At 44.9% G+C, this 20,502-nt stretch carries 16 protein-coding genes; 9 read left to right on the forward strand and 7 right to left on the reverse strand.

What is annotated here, in order from left to right; translation table 11 throughout:
• The first annotated feature begins 34 nt into the window (after window positions 1-34).
• From NX722_RS24370 to NX722_RS24405, 8 genes are all read left to right on the forward strand, one after another.
• Entirely contained in the window at window positions 35-1,132 is a 1,098-nt protein-coding gene (locus NX722_RS24370; protein ID WP_262565459.1) for a DUF2333 family protein, read from the forward strand.
• A gap of 16 nt (window positions 1,133-1,148) precedes the next feature.
• Window positions 1,149-1,742 carry an HD domain-containing protein gene (locus tag NX722_RS24375; RefSeq protein WP_262565460.1) on the forward strand — a complete coding sequence of 198 codons (594 nt, stop codon included), beginning with the start codon at window positions 1,149-1,151 and terminating at the stop codon, window positions 1,740-1,742.
• Between the two features lie 10 nt (window positions 1,743-1,752).
• Entirely contained in the window at window positions 1,753-2,070 is a 318-nt protein-coding gene (locus NX722_RS24380) for an SUI1 family translation initiation factor (protein ID WP_262565461.1), read from the forward strand.
• Between the two features lie 74 nt (window positions 2,071-2,144).
• Window positions 2,145-3,119, forward strand: coding sequence for a coiled-coil domain-containing protein (locus tag NX722_RS24385; RefSeq protein WP_262565462.1), 975 nt, complete (start codon window positions 2,145-2,147; stop codon window positions 3,117-3,119).
• A gap of 239 nt (window positions 3,120-3,358) precedes the next feature.
• Window positions 3,359-5,524, forward strand: coding sequence for a hypothetical protein (locus tag NX722_RS24390; protein ID WP_262565463.1), 2,166 nt, complete (start codon window positions 3,359-3,361; stop codon window positions 5,522-5,524).
• A gap of 29 nt (window positions 5,525-5,553) precedes the next feature.
• A complete protein-coding gene (locus NX722_RS24395) occupies window positions 5,554-6,579 on the forward strand; it encodes a hypothetical protein (RefSeq protein ID WP_262565465.1) in 1,026 nt (341 codons plus the stop codon).
• A gap of 182 nt (window positions 6,580-6,761) precedes the next feature.
• On the forward strand, window positions 6,762-7,805 hold the full coding sequence (locus NX722_RS24400) for a coiled-coil domain-containing protein (RefSeq protein ID WP_262565466.1): 1,044 nt from the start codon (window positions 6,762-6,764) through the stop codon (window positions 7,803-7,805).
• Window positions 7,806-7,834: 29 nt separating this feature from the next.
• The gene (locus NX722_RS24405) at window positions 7,835-8,947 is read left to right on the forward strand and encodes a hypothetical protein (protein WP_262565467.1); all 1,113 of its coding nucleotides are present in this window, start codon (window positions 7,835-7,837) and stop codon (window positions 8,945-8,947) included.
• Here the strand turns inward: NX722_RS24405 and NX722_RS24410 are convergent.
• From NX722_RS24410 to add, 4 genes are all read right to left on the reverse strand, one after another.
• Complete coding sequence (locus NX722_RS24410; protein ID WP_262565468.1) at window positions 8,936-9,643, reverse strand: SDR family oxidoreductase; 708 nt, start codon at window positions 9,641-9,643, stop codon at window positions 8,936-8,938. The genes NX722_RS24405 and NX722_RS24410 overlap by 12 nt on opposite strands.
• Window positions 9,644-9,665: 22 nt before the next feature.
• Window positions 9,666-11,609: an acetate--CoA ligase gene (acs, locus tag NX722_RS24415; RefSeq protein ID WP_262565469.1), complete on the reverse strand. Its 1,944-nt coding sequence runs from the start codon at window positions 11,607-11,609 to the stop codon at window positions 9,666-9,668.
• Window positions 11,610-11,689: 80 nt separating this feature from the next.
• The gene (locus NX722_RS24420) at window positions 11,690-12,733 is read right to left on the reverse strand and encodes a hypothetical protein (protein ID WP_262565470.1); all 1,044 of its coding nucleotides are present in this window, start codon (window positions 12,731-12,733) and stop codon (window positions 11,690-11,692) included.
• Window positions 12,734-12,881: 148 nt separating this feature from the next.
• Window positions 12,882-13,958, reverse strand: a complete 1,077-nt coding sequence (gene add, locus NX722_RS24425; protein WP_262565471.1) for an adenosine deaminase — start codon at window positions 13,956-13,958, stop codon at window positions 12,882-12,884.
• A gap of 59 nt (window positions 13,959-14,017) precedes the next feature.
• Between add and NX722_RS24430 the strand changes: the two genes are divergently transcribed.
• Complete coding sequence (locus NX722_RS24430) at window positions 14,018-16,852, forward strand: coiled-coil domain-containing protein (RefSeq protein WP_262565472.1); 2,835 nt, start codon at window positions 14,018-14,020, stop codon at window positions 16,850-16,852.
• 89 nt (window positions 16,853-16,941) lie between these two features.
• On the opposite strand, the gene pgi is transcribed toward NX722_RS24430, so the two are convergent.
• The 3 genes from pgi to panB all read right to left on the reverse strand — a co-directional run bounded on the left by pgi (window position 16,942) and on the right by panB (window position 20,396).
• Window positions 16,942-18,606, reverse strand: a complete 1,665-nt coding sequence (pgi, locus tag NX722_RS24435; protein ID WP_262565473.1) for a glucose-6-phosphate isomerase — start codon at window positions 18,604-18,606, stop codon at window positions 16,942-16,944.
• 87 nt (window positions 18,607-18,693) lie between these two features.
• Window positions 18,694-19,545, reverse strand: coding sequence for a pantoate--beta-alanine ligase (panC, locus tag NX722_RS24440; protein ID WP_262565474.1), 852 nt, complete (start codon window positions 19,543-19,545; stop codon window positions 18,694-18,696).
• 56 nt (window positions 19,546-19,601) lie between these two features.
• Window positions 19,602-20,396 carry a 3-methyl-2-oxobutanoate hydroxymethyltransferase gene (panB, locus tag NX722_RS24445; RefSeq protein WP_262565475.1) on the reverse strand — a complete coding sequence of 265 codons (795 nt, stop codon included), beginning with the start codon at window positions 20,394-20,396 and terminating at the stop codon, window positions 19,602-19,604.
• Window positions 20,397-20,502: the final 106 nt, after the last annotated feature.

Here is a 20,502-nt window from a genome sequence, read left to right on the forward strand (position 1 = left end):
TGCGCCCTACGGCTGGATAGGTGGTGAGGACATTATGGCTCTGGATGAGATCAAAGAGCGCATTTCTATAACAATGCTGAAAATAACAGATAAGTTACGTAGTTGCAGTTTTTCAGGCACCTTCGCTAACTCACTGAATGGAATAAAGAAAAAAATCAGCGGCAAGGGAGCAGCAGGTATTCTGGCTGTCATTGTCGTATTTTATTCTGCACTGGGTATTTACTGGAGTATTCCTCCCAAACCATTTTCTGTTCGTGAAAACGCAGAACTGCTTGCTCAGGCCAGTGGTGAGCAGGTGGTGACCGGTTACACCACAACCGCGACCTTGTATCGTCTGGCAGACACACTGCTGACCAAGCGTGGTGGCTATATCCGCAATGACATTATGCCGCCCGGTGTGTTTCTCGATAATATGCCGAACTGGGAATTGGGTGTACTGATACAGGTACGCGACATGGCCAGGGCTCTGCGCAAGGATATGAGCCGCTCCCAGTCTCAGTCCCGTGAAGACCCTGATCTTGCCATTGCTGAACCGCAGTTCAATTTTGATTCTAATAGCTGGATTCTGCCGTCCAGTGAAAAAGAGTACCAGCGAGGCATCGACAAGCTCGAAAACTACATGAACCGCTTGCCCAGCAAGGAAGACCCGGCACAGTTTTACGCCAGGGCTGATAACCTGACCCGCTGGCTGTCTGATGTTGAAACCCGTCTGGGCAGTCTTTCCCAGCGTTTAAGTGCCAGCGTTGGCAAGCCCCGACTGAATACGGATCTGGCGGGCGATGCTGCCGCCCAGCAGTCAACGGTTATGGACGATGTGGTGGATGTGAAAACTCCGTGGCATAAAATTGATGATATTTTCTTTGAAAGCCGTGGCACTGCCTATGCGTTGATTCATCTGCTGAAGGCCGTGGAAATCGATTTTGCCGACGTACTGGAAAAGAAAAATGCTACCGTCAGCCTGCGCCAGATTATTCGTGAGCTGGAAGCCACTCAGGATTGGGTCTGGAGTCCGGTCATTCTGAATGGCAGTGGTTTTGGAATTCTGGCTAACCACTCGCTGGTTATGGCTAATTATATTTCCCGTGCCAATGCTGCAATCATCGACCTGCGTCGTTTGCTGGAACAGGGCTGAGCGGAGGAGGTGCCTTATGTCTGCTGACAATCTGAAGCAGCAAATCGAGTTTATTAAAGAGCTGGATAAGCTCAAGTCGGTTTATCGCCAGACCATGGTGAAATCGGAAAACAGTCGGCAGGAAAACAGTGCTGAACACAGCTGGCACATTGCCATGATGGCAACACTGCTGATGGATTATGCTCATAAACCGGTGGATATTCACCGTGTTGTCACCATGTTGCTGATTCACGATATCGTCGAAATTGATGCGGGTGATGCGTTTGTTTTTGATGCTGAGCAGGTGGCTGGTCAGGAAGATAAAGAAATCAAGGCGGCTGAACGTCTGTTTGGACTGCTGCCAGACTGTCAGCGTGACTACATTATGGAGCTATGGCAGGAGTTTGAAGCGCTGGAAACCGACGATGCCCGTTTTGCCAAAGGGATAGACTGTATGCAGCCGCTGCTGCTGAATATGGACAACAATGGCGGCAGCTGGGCAAAACATTCCATCAGCCGCGCGCAGGTATTGAGGCGTAACCAGTACCTGGAAACACTGGCACCTGAACTTTGGGAATATGCGTTAAGCCAGATTGACCTGGCGGTAGAAAAAGGTTGGCTGAAACCTTAGGGATTTGAGTATGAGTAACAGCAGACTGGTTTATTCAACCGACGTTGGTCGTGTAAAGGACGATAAGCCGGAGCCGGAAGCGGTCGGCGATGGTAACGTTCGTGTGCGTCCGGAAAAGAAAGGGCGTGGTGGCAAAACAGTGACCGTTATCAGCGGTTTACCCCTGGCAGGCAATGACCTGAAAGCCTTTGCCAAAAAACTGAAAAAACGGGCGGGCGGTGGCGGTTCGGTGAAAGAGGGCAATATTGAGCTGCAAGGTGATCATGTGGACGTTATGGTGGATGTTCTGAAAAAGGAAGGTTATGACGCAAAACGTTCCGGGGGGTAAAATCCACTTTTACTGGAACTAAATTACGCCTGTCCATGTCTCTTAAATATTGAATTCATTTAAGGGACTAAAATATGCTTCCTGTAACCTCAACGGACTCAGGCTTTCCAGCATCAGGTGTGCAGACTACAGGCAGACCTGCTGCACCATGTACAGCAGCAGCAACTGTTGCAGTATATGGTGGGCTGCCTCTTCAGCCTCGGTTGCAACCAAGGCAGTCCAGACAGCATTTCTTGCAGCAGAGGCCCGTTTCAAGCATTCAACTTTCCGCTTCTTACATGCAGCAGCTCCCTGCAGGGAGTCCTGGTTTAGAGTCATCACTCTCCACACGCCTCCAGTGTTTACAGGAAGCTGTTGATCAAGTTTGTAAACAGGCAAGTATCACAGTTAAGGGTAATGGAGGTATTTATGACCAGATAAGAGCTATCTTCCAAGAAATAGTGACTTCCAGAGCTAAAGTAGAAGAACTAAATGGTAAAGTTAGTCAGTTAAATAGTCGTTATGAGAAGACTTATAACCAATTAATTAAAGACGCCAGCGAACTTCAGAAGCTGAAAGAAAAGCTTGAAGACACAACTACTTCTTATAATGATTCTAAAAAGAACACTGAAAAAGCAATAGGTCAGCTTCAAAAATTTACGGATAATTTTAAAGAAGCTGTTGATGAGCTCAAATTGTCCCAAGGAAAGGTTGAGGTAGCAGAAAAGGAAATTCAGGAACTGAAAAGGCAGAATGTAGATTTAAAACGTAATTATGAATTGTCTCAAGCTAGAGCCGTTGCAGCAGAAAGTACTATTCTGGAACTGCAAGATCAGGAAAAAGAATTAAATCTCAAGTATGAACGATCCCAAAGTGAAGTTGTAGAAGTAAAAAATATTAATCAGGAGCTGGAGACAAAAAATAAAAAATTAAAAAGTGATTATGAACAATCTCAAAATGACTTGGATGAAGAGATAGGTAAAGTAAATTATTTAAAAAGTGAAGTCAGATCTCTTCAAAAATTAATAGTCGAACTGAAAAAAGATCCGAAGAAAGAAAATGGGAAATAGGGAATTGACTAGTAAAATTTCTGCTTAAAATCCCAATATTGAAAACTTACAGGGTCATTCGGTGCCATCGTAAGCTAAAAACATTCCGGTACAGTCAGGCGTCGATTTCATAATAACGTTTAACAACTCGCTGGCCGCATTCTCTGGAGTAAAAAGTTTTTCCGGAGGCACATTTCTCTGGAACTAACTACACACCCTTATGTCTCTTAAGTATTGAATTTATTTAAGGGACTAAGAATATGATACCTTCTACAACAGTGACGGGGTTCGGCTTTACAGGTTCAGGTGTGCAGACCACAACAGGCTCTACAGCAAGCTCTACAGCAAGCCACTCGGGCAGTGTTACACAACATGATATGCCTCCTCAGCTTCTCCGGATAGAGTCTTTTTCTGGGCAGTCTTTTTCTGAGCAGTCTTTGCAGCAGCGGTCAGTTTCGTCACCCTTATTGTTTGCTTCTTTGGGAAACCTTGCAAGTGATGCCTCACTCAAGAATTTAGCTTTGGATGACCGGGAGCGGGTCATGAAAATGATTCAGGAAGCCCAACAAAATCTGGATGCATGCAGTGATGCTATTAAGCTAATCCAGAGTATGCATAGAGAAGCCAGTAATATGGGTATAATAGCAACAAATAAAGTACCTTTAGGAAAACTTAATCCGGATCTGCCTACACTGAATTTTACTGCCTGGCCCAGAACTCTTAATCCAGACCTGATAATACCGAGTATCAGCTCTGTACATTCCTTACAGGAAGCTATTCGTGAAATCTGCAGGCAGGCCAATATTGCAGTTCACAACGAAGCTGGTTTACAAGATCAGAAAGATGCCATTATTAGCAATATATTGACGTCTAAAAAAGAAATAGAAAGTCTGAAGAATGAACTTGATAAATTAAAAAATGAGTTAGGACGCTTATTTCATGAATCTACTAAAGATGCTGGCACGATTCAAAGCCTCGAAAAGACACTTGAAGACACAAGCCGCAAATTGACGGTATCTCAAGAGAATGCTAGAGACGTGGCGGAGGAGCTTCAAAACCTCAATAGTACACTTGAACGTAAAAATATTGAACTCAATACTTCAGAAAGCAAAGCTTCGGAAGCAGAAAGCAGTATTCAGCAACTAAAAAAACAAAATGCAAGTACGAAACGTCAGCTTAAACTGTCTCAAAGTGAAGAGGCTAAAGCAAAAGCCAAGATAAGAAAGCTGGATGAAACATATAAAAAAAGAAGTGGTGTCATTCAGTCATTAAGTAATGAGTTAAAAATAATGACGGAAAATGAACATGCCAAACAAAAAAAGTTAATCGAATCTTTGCAGAAGAACGTTAATTTGCATGAACAGCTAATCAATGAAACAGATGACTTAAAATCTAAACTTCTTGCTTCTGAAGAAAAGTTTCAAAAATTCAAAACGGACATTGCCTCTGATATCGGATGTCCGGAGGCTATTAACCCAGTAGACTTAGTAGAACAAGTTTCTGTCTTAGGGAAAAAACTGTATTCATCGGAGGAGGAATTTTCCTCTTTGTTGGCGAAATATTCTGCCTTAGAGAAAAAACTGTATTCATCGGAGGTGGAATTTTCCTCTTTGTCTGCGGAATATCAAGTAATCAGGGATTCAGAGAGAAAACTTTATGCTGAAAATCTCAAAAAAGAAGAAGAGCTGAAGAATTTACGGCATTTGCTAAAAGAAGAGCAAGTTCAAAAATTAACAAATAAGAATAAATTGCTCAACGGTGAAGTCGCAGCAAGACAAAAGGAAAATGTGAAACTAAAAAATGAAAATGAAAGGGCAAAGCGTCAGTTAGAAGAGTCCAAGAAAAAAGAGATTACAGCAAAAGTCGATATACAAAAGCTGCAACAAGAACTTAGAGACCAAAAAAAGTCCTTTGAAGAAAAATTTGAAAGCATAGCAAAATTTAAAACGTACATTGCCTCTGCTATCGGGTGTCCTGCTGCCTCTGCTAACAGGTATCAGGAGGCTATTAGTTTTGAAGATTTAATAAAAAAAGTTTCTGCCTTAAAGAAAGAACTGCATTCATCGGAGGTGAAATTTTCGTCTTTGTCTGCGGAATATCAAGTAGTCAAGGATTCAGAGAGAAACCTTCATGCTGAAAATCTCAAAAAAGAAGAAGAGCTGAAGAATTTACGGCATTTGCTAAAAGATGCTGAAGAGCCCCTTAGGCGTAATCAGCAATCTTTGAAAGACAGGGTTTCCGCTGTCAATGTTGATCATGGTTGCACTAAACGTCAGGAACCTTGTACAAAGATTCCACAATCAGTAACAACCAATGAAACCGAGCGAGAAGCTGTCGACACTTTGTTGCTTTTATCTGGTCAGAGTTCATCTGATGCTACTCCTGAATTAAGGGGTTTACTTCAGAAGAAAGAGACAGCTGGCTAACCTGTTGAGTTTATTTAAGGGACTAAAATATGATACCTCCTGTAACAACAGACTCGGTGTTTAGAGTGCCAGGTATACAGACCACTACAGCTGGAGCTGCTACAACAGGTACAGCAACTGTTTCATTGTATAATGCGCCTCATCAGCAGCCTCCGTGGCAACAAGGTTCGTCTTGGCAGCCTGTTTGGCAGCAAAGAACCGTTTCACAACTTCCACCTTCCGCTGTTTGCATACCGCAATTTCCTGCCGGGAGTCCTGGTTTAGCGTCATCGTCCTCTACTAATGAAGTGGAGCGATCAAAATCTAAAGTTGTGCAACTGGAAGAGTATAAAAAAGATTTAAAAAATAACTTAGAAGTAGCAAAAAATAAAATTCAGAAGTTAGAAGAATGGAATGCAAGTTTAAAAAATGAGAATGATTCTGTTTGGTTACTTTATGATTCGTCTGTAACTGTCACCCAGGATCTCATAGAAAAACTTGAAGAAAAAAATTATATACTGGAGGAATCTCAGGAAAACTCTAAAGAAGCGATAGATGAATTAGAACAAGCTATTAAAGATTTTGATGATATAGAAAAGAATGAAAATTCAAGCATGAAACGTCAGCTTGAGCTGTCCGAAATAGAAGTTTCAGAAGGAAAAAAAAAGATTCAGAAACTAGAAGAAGAACTTGAAGAAAAAAATAAAATGAATCAAGAGTTAAGCGATAAAATACAAGAGTTAAATGACAAAATAAAAAATGAGTATGCTGAACAGCAACGTCTTATCAAGCCTTTGGAGGAGAAAATTCTTGCTTCTATAGAGGAAGCTAATGAAACAGAAAAGATTAAATCTGAACTTAGTGCTTCTAATGATCGGCTTCAAAAACTTAAAAATAGTATTGCTTCTGTTACCGGTTGTTCGACGAATAGTAGCTATGAGGACTTAATGGACAGTATGGCTGCCTTGAAGCGTAAATTGGATGCACCTGAGGCGCATTCTTCAACTTTGTCTGCACAGCATCAAGAAGTTAATAACCCAAAGAAGAAAAAAAGAGCCACCCTTTTACCAGGGTAACTCAGTTCCACCGTAGGCTAAAAACATTCCGGTACAGTCAGGCGTCGATTTTAGAATAACGTTTAACAACTGGCTGGCCACTTTCTCTTGAGTAAACAGTTTTTCCGGAGGCACATTTCTCTGGAACTAATTACACATAGTCATGTCTCTTAAGTATTGAATTTATTTAAGGGACTAAGAATATGATACCTTCTACAACAGTGACGGGGTTCGGCTTTACAGGCTCAGATGTGCAGACCACAACAGCCGCAACTGCTGTGGCAGTACCAACAGCAAGCCATTATGGCAGCGTTGCATTACATTCAGGGCCTAACCTGCTTCAAGGGCAGGAATGTCCTCTGCCTTTGCAGTGTCCGCCAGTTTTGAAACGCTCATTCAAGGCCCTTGCAACTGATTCTTCACTCCAGAAATTACCTGCTGGTGACCAGAGCCGGCTCACGGAAAAGATTGGTCAAATCCAGAATAAAACTGCGCATTTATTTTATGAAGAGACTGCATCCTTATGGCATAAAAATAGTCTACTAGAAGATCAAGTTAAAAATTTAACAAATAAGAATAAACTGCTCAACAGTGAAGTTGCCGCAAGACAAAAGGAAAATGCGAAACTAAAAAAGGAAAATGAAAGGGCAAAGTGTCAGTTAGAAGAGTCCAAGAAAAAAGAGATTACAGCAAAAGTCGATATAAAAAATCTGCAACAAGAACTTAGAGACCAAAAAAAGTTACTTGAAGAAAAATTAGAAAGCATAGCAAAATTTAAAACGTACATTGCCTCTGCTATCGGGTGTCCTGCCAGGTATCAGGAGGCTATTAGTTTTGAAGATTTAATAAAAAAAGTTTCTGCCTTAAAGGAAGAACTGCATTCATTGGAGGTGAAATTTTCCTCTTTGTCTGCGGAATATCAAGTAGTCAAGAATTCAGAGAGAAACCTTTATGCTGAAAATCTCAAAAAAGAAAAAGAGTTGAAGAACTTACGACATTTGCCAGAAGATGCTGAAGAGACCCTTAGGCGTAATCGGCAATCTTTGAAAGACAGGGTTTCCACTGTCAATGTTAATCATGGTTACGCTAAACGTCAGAAACTTTGTGCAACGGTTTCACAATCAGTAACAACCAATGAAACCGAGCGAGAAGCTGTCGACACTTTGTTGCTTTTATCTGGTCAGAGTCCATCTGATGTTACTCCTGAATTAACGGGTTTACTTCAGAAGAAAGAGACAGCTGGCTAACCTGTTGAGTTTATTTAAGGGACTAAAATATGATACCTCCTGTAACAACAGACTCGGTGTTTAGAGTGCCAGGTATACAGACCACTACAGCTGGAACTGCTACAACAGGTACAGCAACTGTTTCATTGTATAATGCGCCTCATCAGCAGCCTCCGTGGCAACGAGGTTCGTCTTGGCAGCCTGTTTGGCAGCAAAGAACCGTTTCACAATTTCCACTTTCCGCTGTTTGCATACCGCAATTTCCTGCCGGGAGTCTTGGTTTAGCGTCATCGTCCTCTACTAATGAAGTGGAGCGATCAAAAAGTGAAATTTTGGAACTGAAAGGTTATAAAGAAGATTTAGAAAGTTATCTGGAATTAGCGAGGAGTAAAATTCAAGAGTTAGAAGAACGGAATGAAATTTTAAAAAGTGAGAATGATTTTTTACAGGCTTTTAAAGAATCGCCTGAAGCTAGAGCCATTATTCAAGACCTCGAAGAAAAACTTAAAGAAAAAAATTGTGTACTGGAGAAATCTCAGGCTAACGCTAAAGATGTGATAGAAGAACTTGTAAAGCATACAGATGAATTTGAAAAAGCTATTAAAGAAAATAAAAAATTAAATGCTAAATATGAAATGCTTCAAGGTGAAACTAAAGAAATAAGAAATATTAATAAGAAACTGCAAGATGAAAATTCAAGCATAAAATGTCAGCTTGAACTTTCCAAAAGTGAAACTTCAGAAGGAAAAAAGAGGATTCAGAAACTAGAAGAAGAACTTGAAGAAAAAAATAAAATGAATCAAGAGTTAAGCGATAAAATACAAGAGTTAAATGACAAAATAAAAAATGAGTATGCTGAACAGCAACGTCTTATCAAGCCTTTGGAGGAGAAAATTCTTGCTTCTATAGAGGAAGCTAATGAAACAGAAAAGATTAAATCTGAACTTAGTACTTCTAATGATCGGCTTCAAAAACTTAAAAATAGTATTGCTTCTGTTACCGGTTGTTCGACGAATAGTAGCTATGAGGACTTAATGGACAGTATGACTGCCTTGAAGCGTAAATTGGATGCACCTGAGGCGCATTCTTCAACTTTGTCTGCACAACATCAAGAAGTTGATAACCCAAAGCAGAAAAAAAGAGCCACCCTTTTACCAGGGTAACTCAGTTCCATCGTAGGCTAAAAACTTTCCGGTACAGTCAGGCGTCGATTTTAGAATAACGTTTAACAGCTGGCTGGCCGCTTTCTCTGGAGTAAACAATTTTTCCGGAGGCACATTTCTCTGGAAGGGTTTTGACAGGCAGGTATCTGTTGTACCGGGATGCAGCGAGAGAATCGTGCATTTCGGAACCTTTCTTTTCCATTCAATACTGAGTGTTTTCAGGGCCATATTCAGGGCAGCTTTGGAGCTGCGATAGCTGATCCAGCCCCCCAGCTGGTTGTCAGTGATACTGCCAACCCTGCCCGAGATAACGGCAAAGCAGCTGCTTTCAGACTGTTTCAGGGCCGACTGAAAATATCTGGCCAGCAGCAGACTCGGGAGTGTGTTAATTTTCAAACTCTCAAGAAAAAACTCAGGCTCTATGCTTTGAATGGTTTTTTCCGGCTGGTGTTCAGGGTTGTGCAGCATACCGGCAGCATTAATAAGCCAGTCCAGTTTTGGAAGCTGGTTTGACAGGCTTTGTATCTGTGTCTCAGAAGTTAAGTCCAGTGTGTGCCAGTTGAGGTTGTGATGCTGGAGCGTAGGTTCCTGAGATCGCCAGGTGGCATGAACGGTTGCGTCGGGCATTGCTTTCAGTATGCTCTTTACCATCGCTAGCCCAATGCCGCCACTGCCGCCGGTGATCAGAATATTCATGGTGTTTACCTTTGCTGTTTTCTCAGGGTTTCTGACAGTAAGCAGAATGCTCTATCAGGTGATTGATCACAGAAGGATCTGCCAGTGTTGTGGTATCACCCAGATTATCCGTATCTCCCCGGGCTATCTTCCGTAAAATACGCCGCATGATTTTACCAGAGCGAGTTTTGGGTAGAGCCTTTGTCCACTGTATACGTTTCGGTTTGGCTATTGGGCCGATTTCAGACGCAGTGAGCTTTATCAGTTCGCTTTCCAGCTCGGTAGACGGTTCTGCGTCATCCATAGGTGTCACAAAGGCGTAGATAGCTTCGCCTTTAACGGGATCAGGAATGCTAACGACTGCCGCTTCGGCAACGGCCTGATGTAACACCAGGGCGTTTTCAACTTCGGCGGTGCCAAGGCGATGCCCGGAAACACTCAGTACATCATCAACCCTGCCGGTAATCCAGTAATAACCATCTTCATCCCTGCGGGCGCCATCGCCAGTGCAGTAGTAGCCGGGAAAACGGTTGAAGTAAGTGTCCAGCATGCGCTGGTGATCACCATAGAGGGTACGAATCTGGCTGGGCCAGGAACCGGATATCACCAGGTTGCCTTCTCCGGGACCCACAATTTTGTTGCCGTCATCGTCCAGCAGGTCGGGACGAATGCCCAGGAACGGGCGAGTGGCTGAACCCGGTTTGAGAGCATTCGCTCCGGGCAGGGGGGTGATCATGATGCCACCGGTTTCGGTCTGCCACCAGGTATCGACAACCGGGCAGCGACTATTGCCCACCACTTTGTAATACCACTGCCAGGCTTCCGGGTTGATGGGCTCTCCCACGGTTCCCAGCAGGCGCAGGCTGGAACGGGAAGATTTGTCTACATAGGCATTGCCTTTTGCCATCAGCGCCCGGATAGCTGTCGGGGCGGTGTAAGCGATATTCACCTGATGCCGGTCAACAATATCCCAGATTCGTGAAGCGTCGGGCCAGAAAGGCAGCCCGGCGTACATAAGAGTTGTGGCACCATTGGAGAGTGGCCCGTAAACCATATAGGAATGGCCGGTAATCCAGCCAACGTCAGCAGCACACCAGTAAACTTCTCCTTCCCGGTAGTCAAAGACATAGTGAAAGGTGACGGTGGTGTAGAGTATGTAGCCCGCTGTTGTGTGCTGAACACCTTTTGGCTTGCCGGTAGAACCGGAAGTATAAAGGATAAACAGCGGGTCTTCGGCGTCCATTATTTCCGGTTCGCAATCTGCTGGTTGGGTGGCTGTCAGGCTTTGATACCAGTGATCCCGCCCTTCGACCCAGTTTATGTCGCTGCCGCTGTACTTCACTACCAGAACGCTGTGAACGTCAGGGCAGCATTGCAGAGCTTCATCGACATTGGCTTTCAGGGGAATGACCCTGCCGCCGCGTATGCCCTCATCGGCAGTAATAACCATCTGGCAGTCACAGTCCAGTATCCGGTCCTGTAGTGAGTTTGGGGAAAAGCCTCCAAATACCACCGCATGAACAGCCCCGATCCGGGCGCAGGCGAGCATGGCAAAAGCGGCTTCAGGGATCATGGGCATGTAAATACAGACTCTGTCTCCCCGGTTAACCCCTAGCTGTTTCAGGGCATTAGCCAGTTTACAGACTTCATCGTGCAACTGCTGGTAGGTGTAGCTTTTCTGTTCGTCCTGAGTATCACCTTCCCAGAGGATGGCGGTCTGGTCAGCTCGCTTTTCAAGGTGACGGTCTATGCAGTTCACGCTGACATTAAGTTGACCACCTCTGAACCAGGATACCTCGCCTTTGCTGAAGTCACCTTCGTAAACGCTGTTCCAGGGACGAAACCAGTTGATATAGTGTTCAGCCTTGCAACTCCAGAACTCTTCCGGCTTTTCCAGCGAATACCGATACAGGGACTGGTACTTTTCGTCTGTCATCCAGGCTTGCTGAAAGTGGTCAGGAACCGGGTAGATGTTCTTTTCGGACATTGGTTGAACCTCTTGATCAAAGCTCAACCAGTATAGAACCGGGTTTTCAACTATCCGGAAAATTAATAAAGAAATTCCAGTCAGTGTTCATCATGGTGATGGTCATGAGGCTCATGTTTCCCGGTTAACGCAGGAACATAGAACAGGCTGCAGTTGGCTTTGGTAGCGGCACCTTTATCATCGTACGCTGCGAATAAATCGAGCATAACATGCCCGCCCGAATTAAACGTTGAGATCAGGTTTTCAGAAGAACAGGAACACTTAACCATCGATTTAGCGTCGGTATTACATGACTCTTTGTCTTCCTGTCCCTCTCTGGCTTTTGCGTGTTCGTTGATATCGACAAATAAATCCTGATCAACCAGAGTTACTTTGGTGCCTTTGATGGCTTCTCCTTCGAGCGCCCCCAAAAACTGATGTTCAGTTGAATTTAATGCGTTCAGGCTCAGTCTTTTTTCAAGGCTGCTTTGGTTGTCTGTTTTAAGAAAAAAAATCACTCTAAATACAAGGCGCTTATAGTTCTCTATTGGGAGATCAGGAACCTCGGTCTTTGATCTCACGCCAACCCGTGGGAGGTGAAAAGAGCATTTTTCTGCGGATTCTGTACACCTCTTGATTTGTCCCTCCTTGTCAGATGTTATCCAGGACGTACCGTATGGCTCTAACAGTAAGGGCATGTTGTTCGAGTCTGGCAGGTGGTTTTCACTGAGATTTAAAGCGACCCTAAGGTATTTGTGACGTTTGGATCCATACCAGCATTTATATTCAAAGGTTGAACGAAAGGTTGAACGATTGATGTAACTTGCCTCGGAAAAGTGAAGTTCAACAGGCATGTCCGAGTTCTGGATATCAGCTATGCCGTCCCTTTCCCCGGAAAAGTCAATTTCAAAAGGCATGTACGAGTCGTGGATATCAACTGTGCCGTCCCTTCCGGCTGGTATGCCGACCCCTCCAGCTGACGTAAATCTGGCTCCCTTAAAAAGTGTTGGCATTCCTTCTGGCAGATCTTCCAGCCTGGCTTCCCACTGCCTGTCTTCAGGTCGGCTGCTGTCTTTGGTCATTACAATTTTGGCGGTGGATGGGCAGGAAAATACGTCGGCAACAGAAACAGCAGGCAATGACAAACAGAGTGATGCTGTTAAAAGAAAACGTTGAAACTTTATCATGACAGTGACTTTTATAACTGTTGATTATGGAGCTATCAGGTTGGCACAGAATTGAGGTATTTCCAGATCAGAAGACAGCAGGCATCTGATGGCCTGCTGTGAGGGATCAGCAGCTGGCTTTCAACTGACTTTTTTCTTCTTCAGAGAGCCAGGCAATGGCCAGACCGTTCTCCTGGGCTTTGCGAATATCAGCCCCGGTCAAACCGGCTGCCGGTGCAGCCACTTCGTACTCGTAAGGCAGCTCAATGCCTTCAACGGCAGGGTCGTCGGTATTGATGGTGGCAAGAATGCCGTGATCCAGAAATGCCTTCAGGGGATGGGAAGCAATATCAGGAAAAGTACTGGTCTGAACATTGGAGGTCAGGCAGGACTCAATACCGATGTTGTGTTTTGCCAGATAGTCCATCAATTTCGGATCAGAAATGGCTTTAACGCCATGACCAATGCGGGTAGCACCCAGCTCGTTAATCGCCTGCCACATGCTTTCCGGCCCTGCGGCTTCACCGGCATGAACCGTCACATTCAGGCCTGAATCCCGAACCTGTCTGAAATGATCGACAAACAGCTCGCCGGGCTTGCCCAGCTCGTCACCTGCCAGGTCAATAGCCACCAGTTTATCTTTAAACGCCAGACAGGCATCCAGCTCTTTCTGACAGGCTTCCTGACCAAAGGTTCGGCTCATAATGCCAATCAGGTTGGTCTTTACTCCAAAATCCCGACTACCGGCGGTGACGCCGTCGATAACGGCTTCTACCACGCCTTCCGGGTTCAGGTTGTGGGTCATTGCCATGTACCAGGGACTGAAACGCAGTTCTGCGTAGTCGATTTGTGCATTCAGGGCATCTTCAACGTTTTCATAGGCGACACGGCGGCAGGCGTCATAATCCGCCAGAACCTTTATGCCCCAGTCCAGCTTGGTCAGGAAGCTGACCAGGTCAGGCTCATTACTCAGTACCCGAACATGGGGAATCAGCGTTTCCAGCGTATCAGCAGGTAATTCAAGGTTATGTTGCTGACCCAGCGCCAGAATGGTTTCCGGGCGGATATTGCCGTCGAGATGGCGGTGGATATCGGTTAATGGGATGGACTTGTCGATCATTGAACTGGCTCTTTTTGGTGTAGTCAGCAGAGTATTGCAGGGAATAATACGTAAGTCTAAAGGTGCATCAGGAACTTTCTCCAAATAAGTTAACTCTAAAAACACCAACGGAGTACATTTAATCTGAAAAAATGGAGTTTGACATGGCTATAGGAAATGATCGTGGAGCTGGAGCTGGAGCTGGAGCTGGAGCTGGAGTAGGTATTACTCCCGATCTGCTTTTCGACAATCTCACCAACCGAAATGAAGGTAAAAAAGAAGGCACTATAGGTGCCATCTCTTATGCAAGAACCAAATCAGAACTTACCAGGCTTTTTACTAATGGATATAAAGATTTTGATCCAAAAGAACCTAAGAAGCTGCCTGAGTACATAGCAGAAATCGTCAAAGCCGAAAACTATCTCACTCCGGCGACTCCTTTTTCTCGAGAATTTGCGGAAAAAGAGAAAGTCGAACAGTTGGTTCTAAAACACAACACACTGCGTGATAAATATAATGATTTGGTTTTTTATATGACAACCTGGAATGGCGAGTTTTCATCTGCTGCTGGAACGTTAAATGCTTTCCATAAAAGTGCAATCAAAGATCTAAAATTCTTTGACGAAAAACTGATGGAGCAGTTTGAGGTTGAAGCCGAAATCGATAGCTTAGTCAATGAATTTAAGAAGATGCGGTTAATATCTGAAGACACCGCTATAAAAGATAGAACACCGGTTGATTTGTTACAGGGGCTTTATCGCAAGCACGAAAAGGAAATACAGCGTCATGAGCAAGAAAGAAAAACTAATAAAGTGATAATTGATACCATCCTGGAAAAATATGAAAACCTAAAGGCACAGAATAAGAGATATGCAGTTGTAATTACTGAAACCAGAATAAAACTGGATGAAACTGAACAAGAATTGTCTAAGTGTAAGCGGCAAGATTTGTTAGATAAACATAAGCTTCAGGAAATGACCAATAGTGCAAAAACAAAAGAACAGGAACTATCAAACAAGCAGGCTTTATTGGTTCAAAAAGATGGAGAGCTGAAACAAAAGGCAAAGCTTGTTCATAATCTTACTGAAGATAAGGATCGTCTGAAAATTGAGTTGGAACAGGAAAAGCTTAAACTGGCTCAAATGACAAAGAGTGCAGCAATAGAAAATGAGAAATTGGATGGTGAATTAGCAGTTATGCATGTTCAGGCTAAACAATTTCGTGAAGAAAAGTTACAGTTAGAGCATAAGCTTACTCAGTTGGAATACCGGCACAGAAAGTTGACCGAAGCTCAAACTTCGAAAAAAAATATGGCTCAATCTGTCGCAGTGTCTGAATCTGAAATAAAAAGTCTTGAAACAAAGCTGGAAGCAAAAGATCAGGAGTTATTAGAGCTGAAAAATAAGATGTTTAATCTCACTGATCAGATGGAAAAACAAAAAAGTCAATTTTCTGAAGAACAGTCAAACCAAAAAGAAACTATACAGGAGTCTCAAAATAAGCTGAAAACTGTTAGAGATGAATTGAATGAACGAAAAGAGGAGTTGAAAAAAAGTGATGAGGAAACAAAAAGGCTGTTAAAAAGTTGCTCAAAGTTGGAGCAAAATCTTCAGGACAAACAAAAGAAAATATCTAAACTGGAAACAAGCCTTGAATCTAATGTAAAAGAAATGGCAAAACTAAAGGCTCATGAGAAAGCTTTAACGTCAAAGCTTGATGCTGCGAATAAGGATATTAATTCGTATGAAAAAATAGTGGCTAATAAAAAAGCAGAAGTAGATGAAATTAAGGTTGGTTATGATTTGGCAGTGAAAAAGCTTGAAAATGCTCTTGCAAATCAAAAAGAAGAAATAAGAAAAAAAGATGTTTCAATCAATGCGCTAAGAAAGGAAATTGGCCACCTGGAAAGCAAAGCTAAATCTTCTGGAAAAGAATCAGAAAAGATAGATGAGTTAATAAACCAAAAAGAAAAACAGATCATAAATCTCAGAGAAGATTATCGGTCGGCGTGTGAGCAGATGACTGAATTCCAAAAAGAAATTGAGGAAAAGAAAAATGAAATAAGTTTACAGGAGAAAAAAGCAAATATGGCATCGCAAGCATTAAGGAGTCATAACATTGATGCAAGAAAAAAGATGTCTGAGTTAAATAGTAGCCTGAATGTCCTTAAAGGAGAGGTTGCAGAGAAAGGAAAGGAAATTGAAGAGCTTCAGTCTCTATATACCAGTGCGCAGGATTTTATAAAAACACTGCAACAGAGAAATGGAGAGATGGTCATTGAATTGGCAAAGTATGATACCGAAAGGGTTGATCCAAAAATTCAGGTGACAGAGAGCAGCGAGGAGTCGCAGCAGCTTCTGGAGCACATGCAAAATGAAATAATAAACCTTAAAGCGCAGCTGGAAAATGCTTATGCGCAACTTCAGGAGTCTATTAACAGAGAGCAACAAAGTTTCAATGAGTACCCTTCGTTAAGTTCACAGCAGAAGAGTCTCCAGAAAGAGAATGAAGAATTGATCGACATGTACCAGGAGGTTAATGAAGAAAAGTATCAATTAGAAGCAAAAATTGCTGAGCTTGAAGTAGCTAATCAGGGCTTGCTTGAAAAAGCCAGTACACGGACTGATGAGGAATCAGATGCTGAGTTTAAGCTAAAGCAGGCGAATCAAACTATTATTCAACTGAATCAGCAAATTAGCGAAATGGAGCGTGAACATAAGAAGGCTATTCGTCAACTGGATGACCAGCTTTCTGAGGAATCTAAAAAAGTGGCAGAAGCTAATTATCAAACGCTCTACAATGCGACGGCTGTTGACGATGTAAAGACTTTGGAAGGTGTCAATAAGCAATTGCAAAATAGCCTTACAGGGTTGTGTGATGACTTGAAGGGGCTTATCTCTGAAGAAAAGTTCGATCATCTGATGCAAAAGCATTTCGGTCAGTATGAGCAGAATGCGCAAGTGGTTGATGAGCATCTTATCGGTTTTAGTAAACCTTAGTGCTATCTTCTGGAACGATGATAAGTTAGTACGAGAGAATAAAAACGGAGCCAGCAGGCTCCGTTTTTATTTAACAACCCGAAAAACTATCAGGCATTAAACTGTTTGAAGCGATTCACCAGACCGTTGGTAGAGCTGTCCTGATCCGTTGTCGCACCTTTCTCGGTGATGCGGTCATAAACCCGGTTGCCCAGTACTTTGCCCAGTTCCACGCCCCACTGGTCGAATGAGTTCACCTGCCACAGAACACCCTGAACAAAAACTTTTTGTTCGTACAGGGCGATCAGCGCACCGGCGACTTCCGGAGTGATTTTCTCAGGCACAATCATGTTGTTCGGACGGTTGCCCGGAATCACCTTGTGCGGCGCCAGACGCTCAACGTCTTCAGCCGCTACGCCAGCTGCCAGCATTTCGTCACGGATCTCTTCCAGGGTCTTGCCCTGCATCATCGCCTGACTCTGGGCCACGGCGTTGGCAAACAGCCATGGGTGCTGCTCACCCAGAGGGTTGTGGGAAGTTGCCGGGGCTACGAAATCAACAGGGATCAGTCGTGTACCCTGATGCAGCAGCTGGTGGTAAGCGTGCTGGTCGTTGGTGCCGGTGCCACCCCAGATAACGGCACCTGTCTGGTAATCAACGGTTTTTCCGTCGAGGGTGGTGCGCTTGCCGTTGGATTCCATATCCATCTGTTGCAGATGACCCGGGAAGTCACGCAGGAAGTAGTCGTAAGAGATAACCGCGTGGGACTCAGCACCAAAGTAGTTCTGGTACCAGATACCCAGCATACCCATCAGAACCGGCATGTTTTTGTCCAGAGGTGCGGTTTTGAAATGGTTGTCCATTTCTCCGGCACCTTTGAGCAGGCGTTCGAAGTTATCGAAGCCAACGACCAGGCTGATCATCAGACCGATAGTGGACCACAGGGAGTAACGACCACCTACCCAGTCCCACAGAGGCAGGGTGTTTTCCTGGGCAATACCAAACTCGTCGATGGCTTTCAGGTTGGTGGAGATCGCCACGAAGTGCTTGCGGATGTCCGCTTCAGCACAACCCTGTTCCAGCATGAACCTGCGGGCAGCCTGAGCGTTTTGCAGGGTTTCCAGAGTACCGAAGGACTTGGACGCCACGATAAACAGGGTGGTTTCCGGGTCAATTTTGCGCAGTACTTCAGAAATTTCGTTCGGGTCGATGTTGGCAACGTAGTGATGCTCCAGACCTTCAACGTGGTATGGGGTCAGGGCGTTGATGGCGGTTTTCAGGCCCAGGTAAGAACCACCGATACCGATGTTCACGATGTGCTTGACTGGCTTGCCGGTGTGACCTTTCCACTCGCCTTTGTGTACCTGCTGAGTGATTTCCTTCATGCGCTTGTGGGTGTCACGGATCATTGGCATCACGTCTTTGCCGTCGACCATGATCGGGTCTGTGCCAAAGTAGCGCAGGGCGGTGTGCAGTACTGCACGTCCTTCCGTGTTGTTGATTTTCTCACCGGAGAACATGGCATTGATGGCTTCAGGCAGTCTGGCTTCTTCTGCCATTTTCGTCAGGCTTGCCAGAACATCGTCGTTGATCAGGTTCTTGGAGTAATCCAGGAACAGGCCAGCCGCTTCCATGGTGTATTTGTCAAAACGTTGTTTGTCTTCATCAAACAGGTCGCGCAGGTGAGTGCCTGCCAGTTGCTTTTGCAGTTCAACCAGTTTGTCAGAAGAGGAGAGATGACTCAGAGGGGTCATCGGGGATGATTGATTGCTCACTGTTAAACCTCTCGGGTGTAGGGAGTCGCGTTCCGCTCGACCCAACCAACACGTTTGAGTTGGGTCGTTCGTAATTGGTTGAGTGGGCTACAGATCAAACGCAATGTTGTCGATCAGCCGGGCTTTGCCCAGATAGCCTGCTGCCAGAATAACCAGTGACTGGTCTTCAGCCACTGCTGGCAGCAGCGTGCGGGTGTTGCTGATATTGAAATAGTCCGGCTTGAACCCTGCCTCTGCCAGTCTGGCAAAGGCGTTGCGACGAAGCAGGTCGTAATCCCGTTCACCGCCAATAATGGCTTCACGGGCATCCAGCAGACATTGATAAAGCGTCGGAGCAATGACTTCACGCTCTTCCCGGGTCAGGTAACCGTTACGGGAACTCATCGCCAGTCCGGTCGCTTCCCGGGCAATAGGCGCACCTACAATCTCCAACGGCATGCACATATCCCGCACCATTTTGCGGATAATAGTCAGCTGCTGGAAATCTTTTTCGCCAAAGACCGCCACGTCAGGGCGCACGATATTAAACAGTTTGGTGACAACGGTAGCGATGCCGGTAAAGAAGGCCGGTCGGGTTTTGCCACAGTGCATGCCATCCAGAACGTCTACGGAGACATGGGTATGGTTCTCACTGCCTTCCGGATAGATTTCCTTAGTCTGGCAGGCGTACAGAATATCCACGCCATGCTCAATCAGCAGCTGGCTGTCCTGCTCCATGGTTCTGGGGTAAGAGTCGTAATCTTCATTGGGGCCAAACTGTAATGGGTTGACATAAATGCTGACCACCACCACATCACACAGTTCCCTGGCCTTTTCGACCAGGGTCAGGTGACCGTCATGCAGATTGCCCATGGTTGGAACAAAGCCAACACGTTTGCCTTCTGCTTTTAATGCCGCAACGGCAGACTGGACTTCAGAGATCGAATGAACGGTTTTCATAATGCTTAACTGAAACGCCTTTCAAAGCCTTGGTTTGAGACTATTAATTGAGACTATTAGTTGAAACAATGCTCTTCAGCGGGGTAGCTACCGTCTTTTACTTCTTTGACGTAACTGGCTACTGCTTCCTGAGGAGAGTCAGCCTGTTCCATGAAGTTTTTAACAAAGCGAGCCTTGCGGCCCGGTGTCAGGTTAAGCATATCGTAGCTCACCAGAATCTGACCGTCAGTGTCTGGTCCCGCTCCAATGCCAATAACTGGAATGGAAACCGCAGTGGTGATTTCGCGGGCCAGGCTTACAGGTACGCATTCCAGCAACAGCAGAGCTGTGCCTGCTGCCTCCAGATCAATGGCGGCCTGGATCATGGCATTAGCGCGGTCTATCTCACGCCCCTGCACTTTGTATCCGCCCAGTACATTAACAAACTGGGGCGTAAGTCCAAGGTGAGCGCAGACAGGAACGCCCTGTTCACGCAGCCGGGCCACGATCGGAGCCAGCCAGCCTTCGCCTTCCAGTTTGACCATATCCGCTCCGGCACGCATCAGGCGGGCGGAGTTGATAATCGCCTGTTCTTCGTCATGGTAAGACGCAAAGGGCAGGTCTGCCATAACCAGGGCATCTTTATTGCCTCTGGCAACACAACGGGTGTGATAACACATATCATCAACGGTTACGGGCAGGGTGGTGTCTTCTCCCTGGATCACATTGCCCAGAGAGTCTCCTACCAGGATGACTTCAACCCCTTGAGTGCTGACGATATTCGCAAATGTGGAATCGTATGCGGTCAGGCAGGCAAATTTTTCACCGGACTTTTTCATTGCTGCCAGTGTTTGCAGGGTAACTTTAGCCATCTGTATAGACCTTAAGCGGCCATCAATACGGTAATACTTCCGACGATGGGCGCTACATTTCCAAAGTAATGAATTCAGGCGGGGATTATACGGAAAGCTTTGCGAT

The sequence above is a fragment of the Endozoicomonas gorgoniicola genome, from assembly GCF_025562715.2.
Classification (GTDB): Bacteria; Pseudomonadota; Gammaproteobacteria; order Pseudomonadales; family Endozoicomonadaceae; genus Endozoicomonas_A; species Endozoicomonas_A gorgoniicola.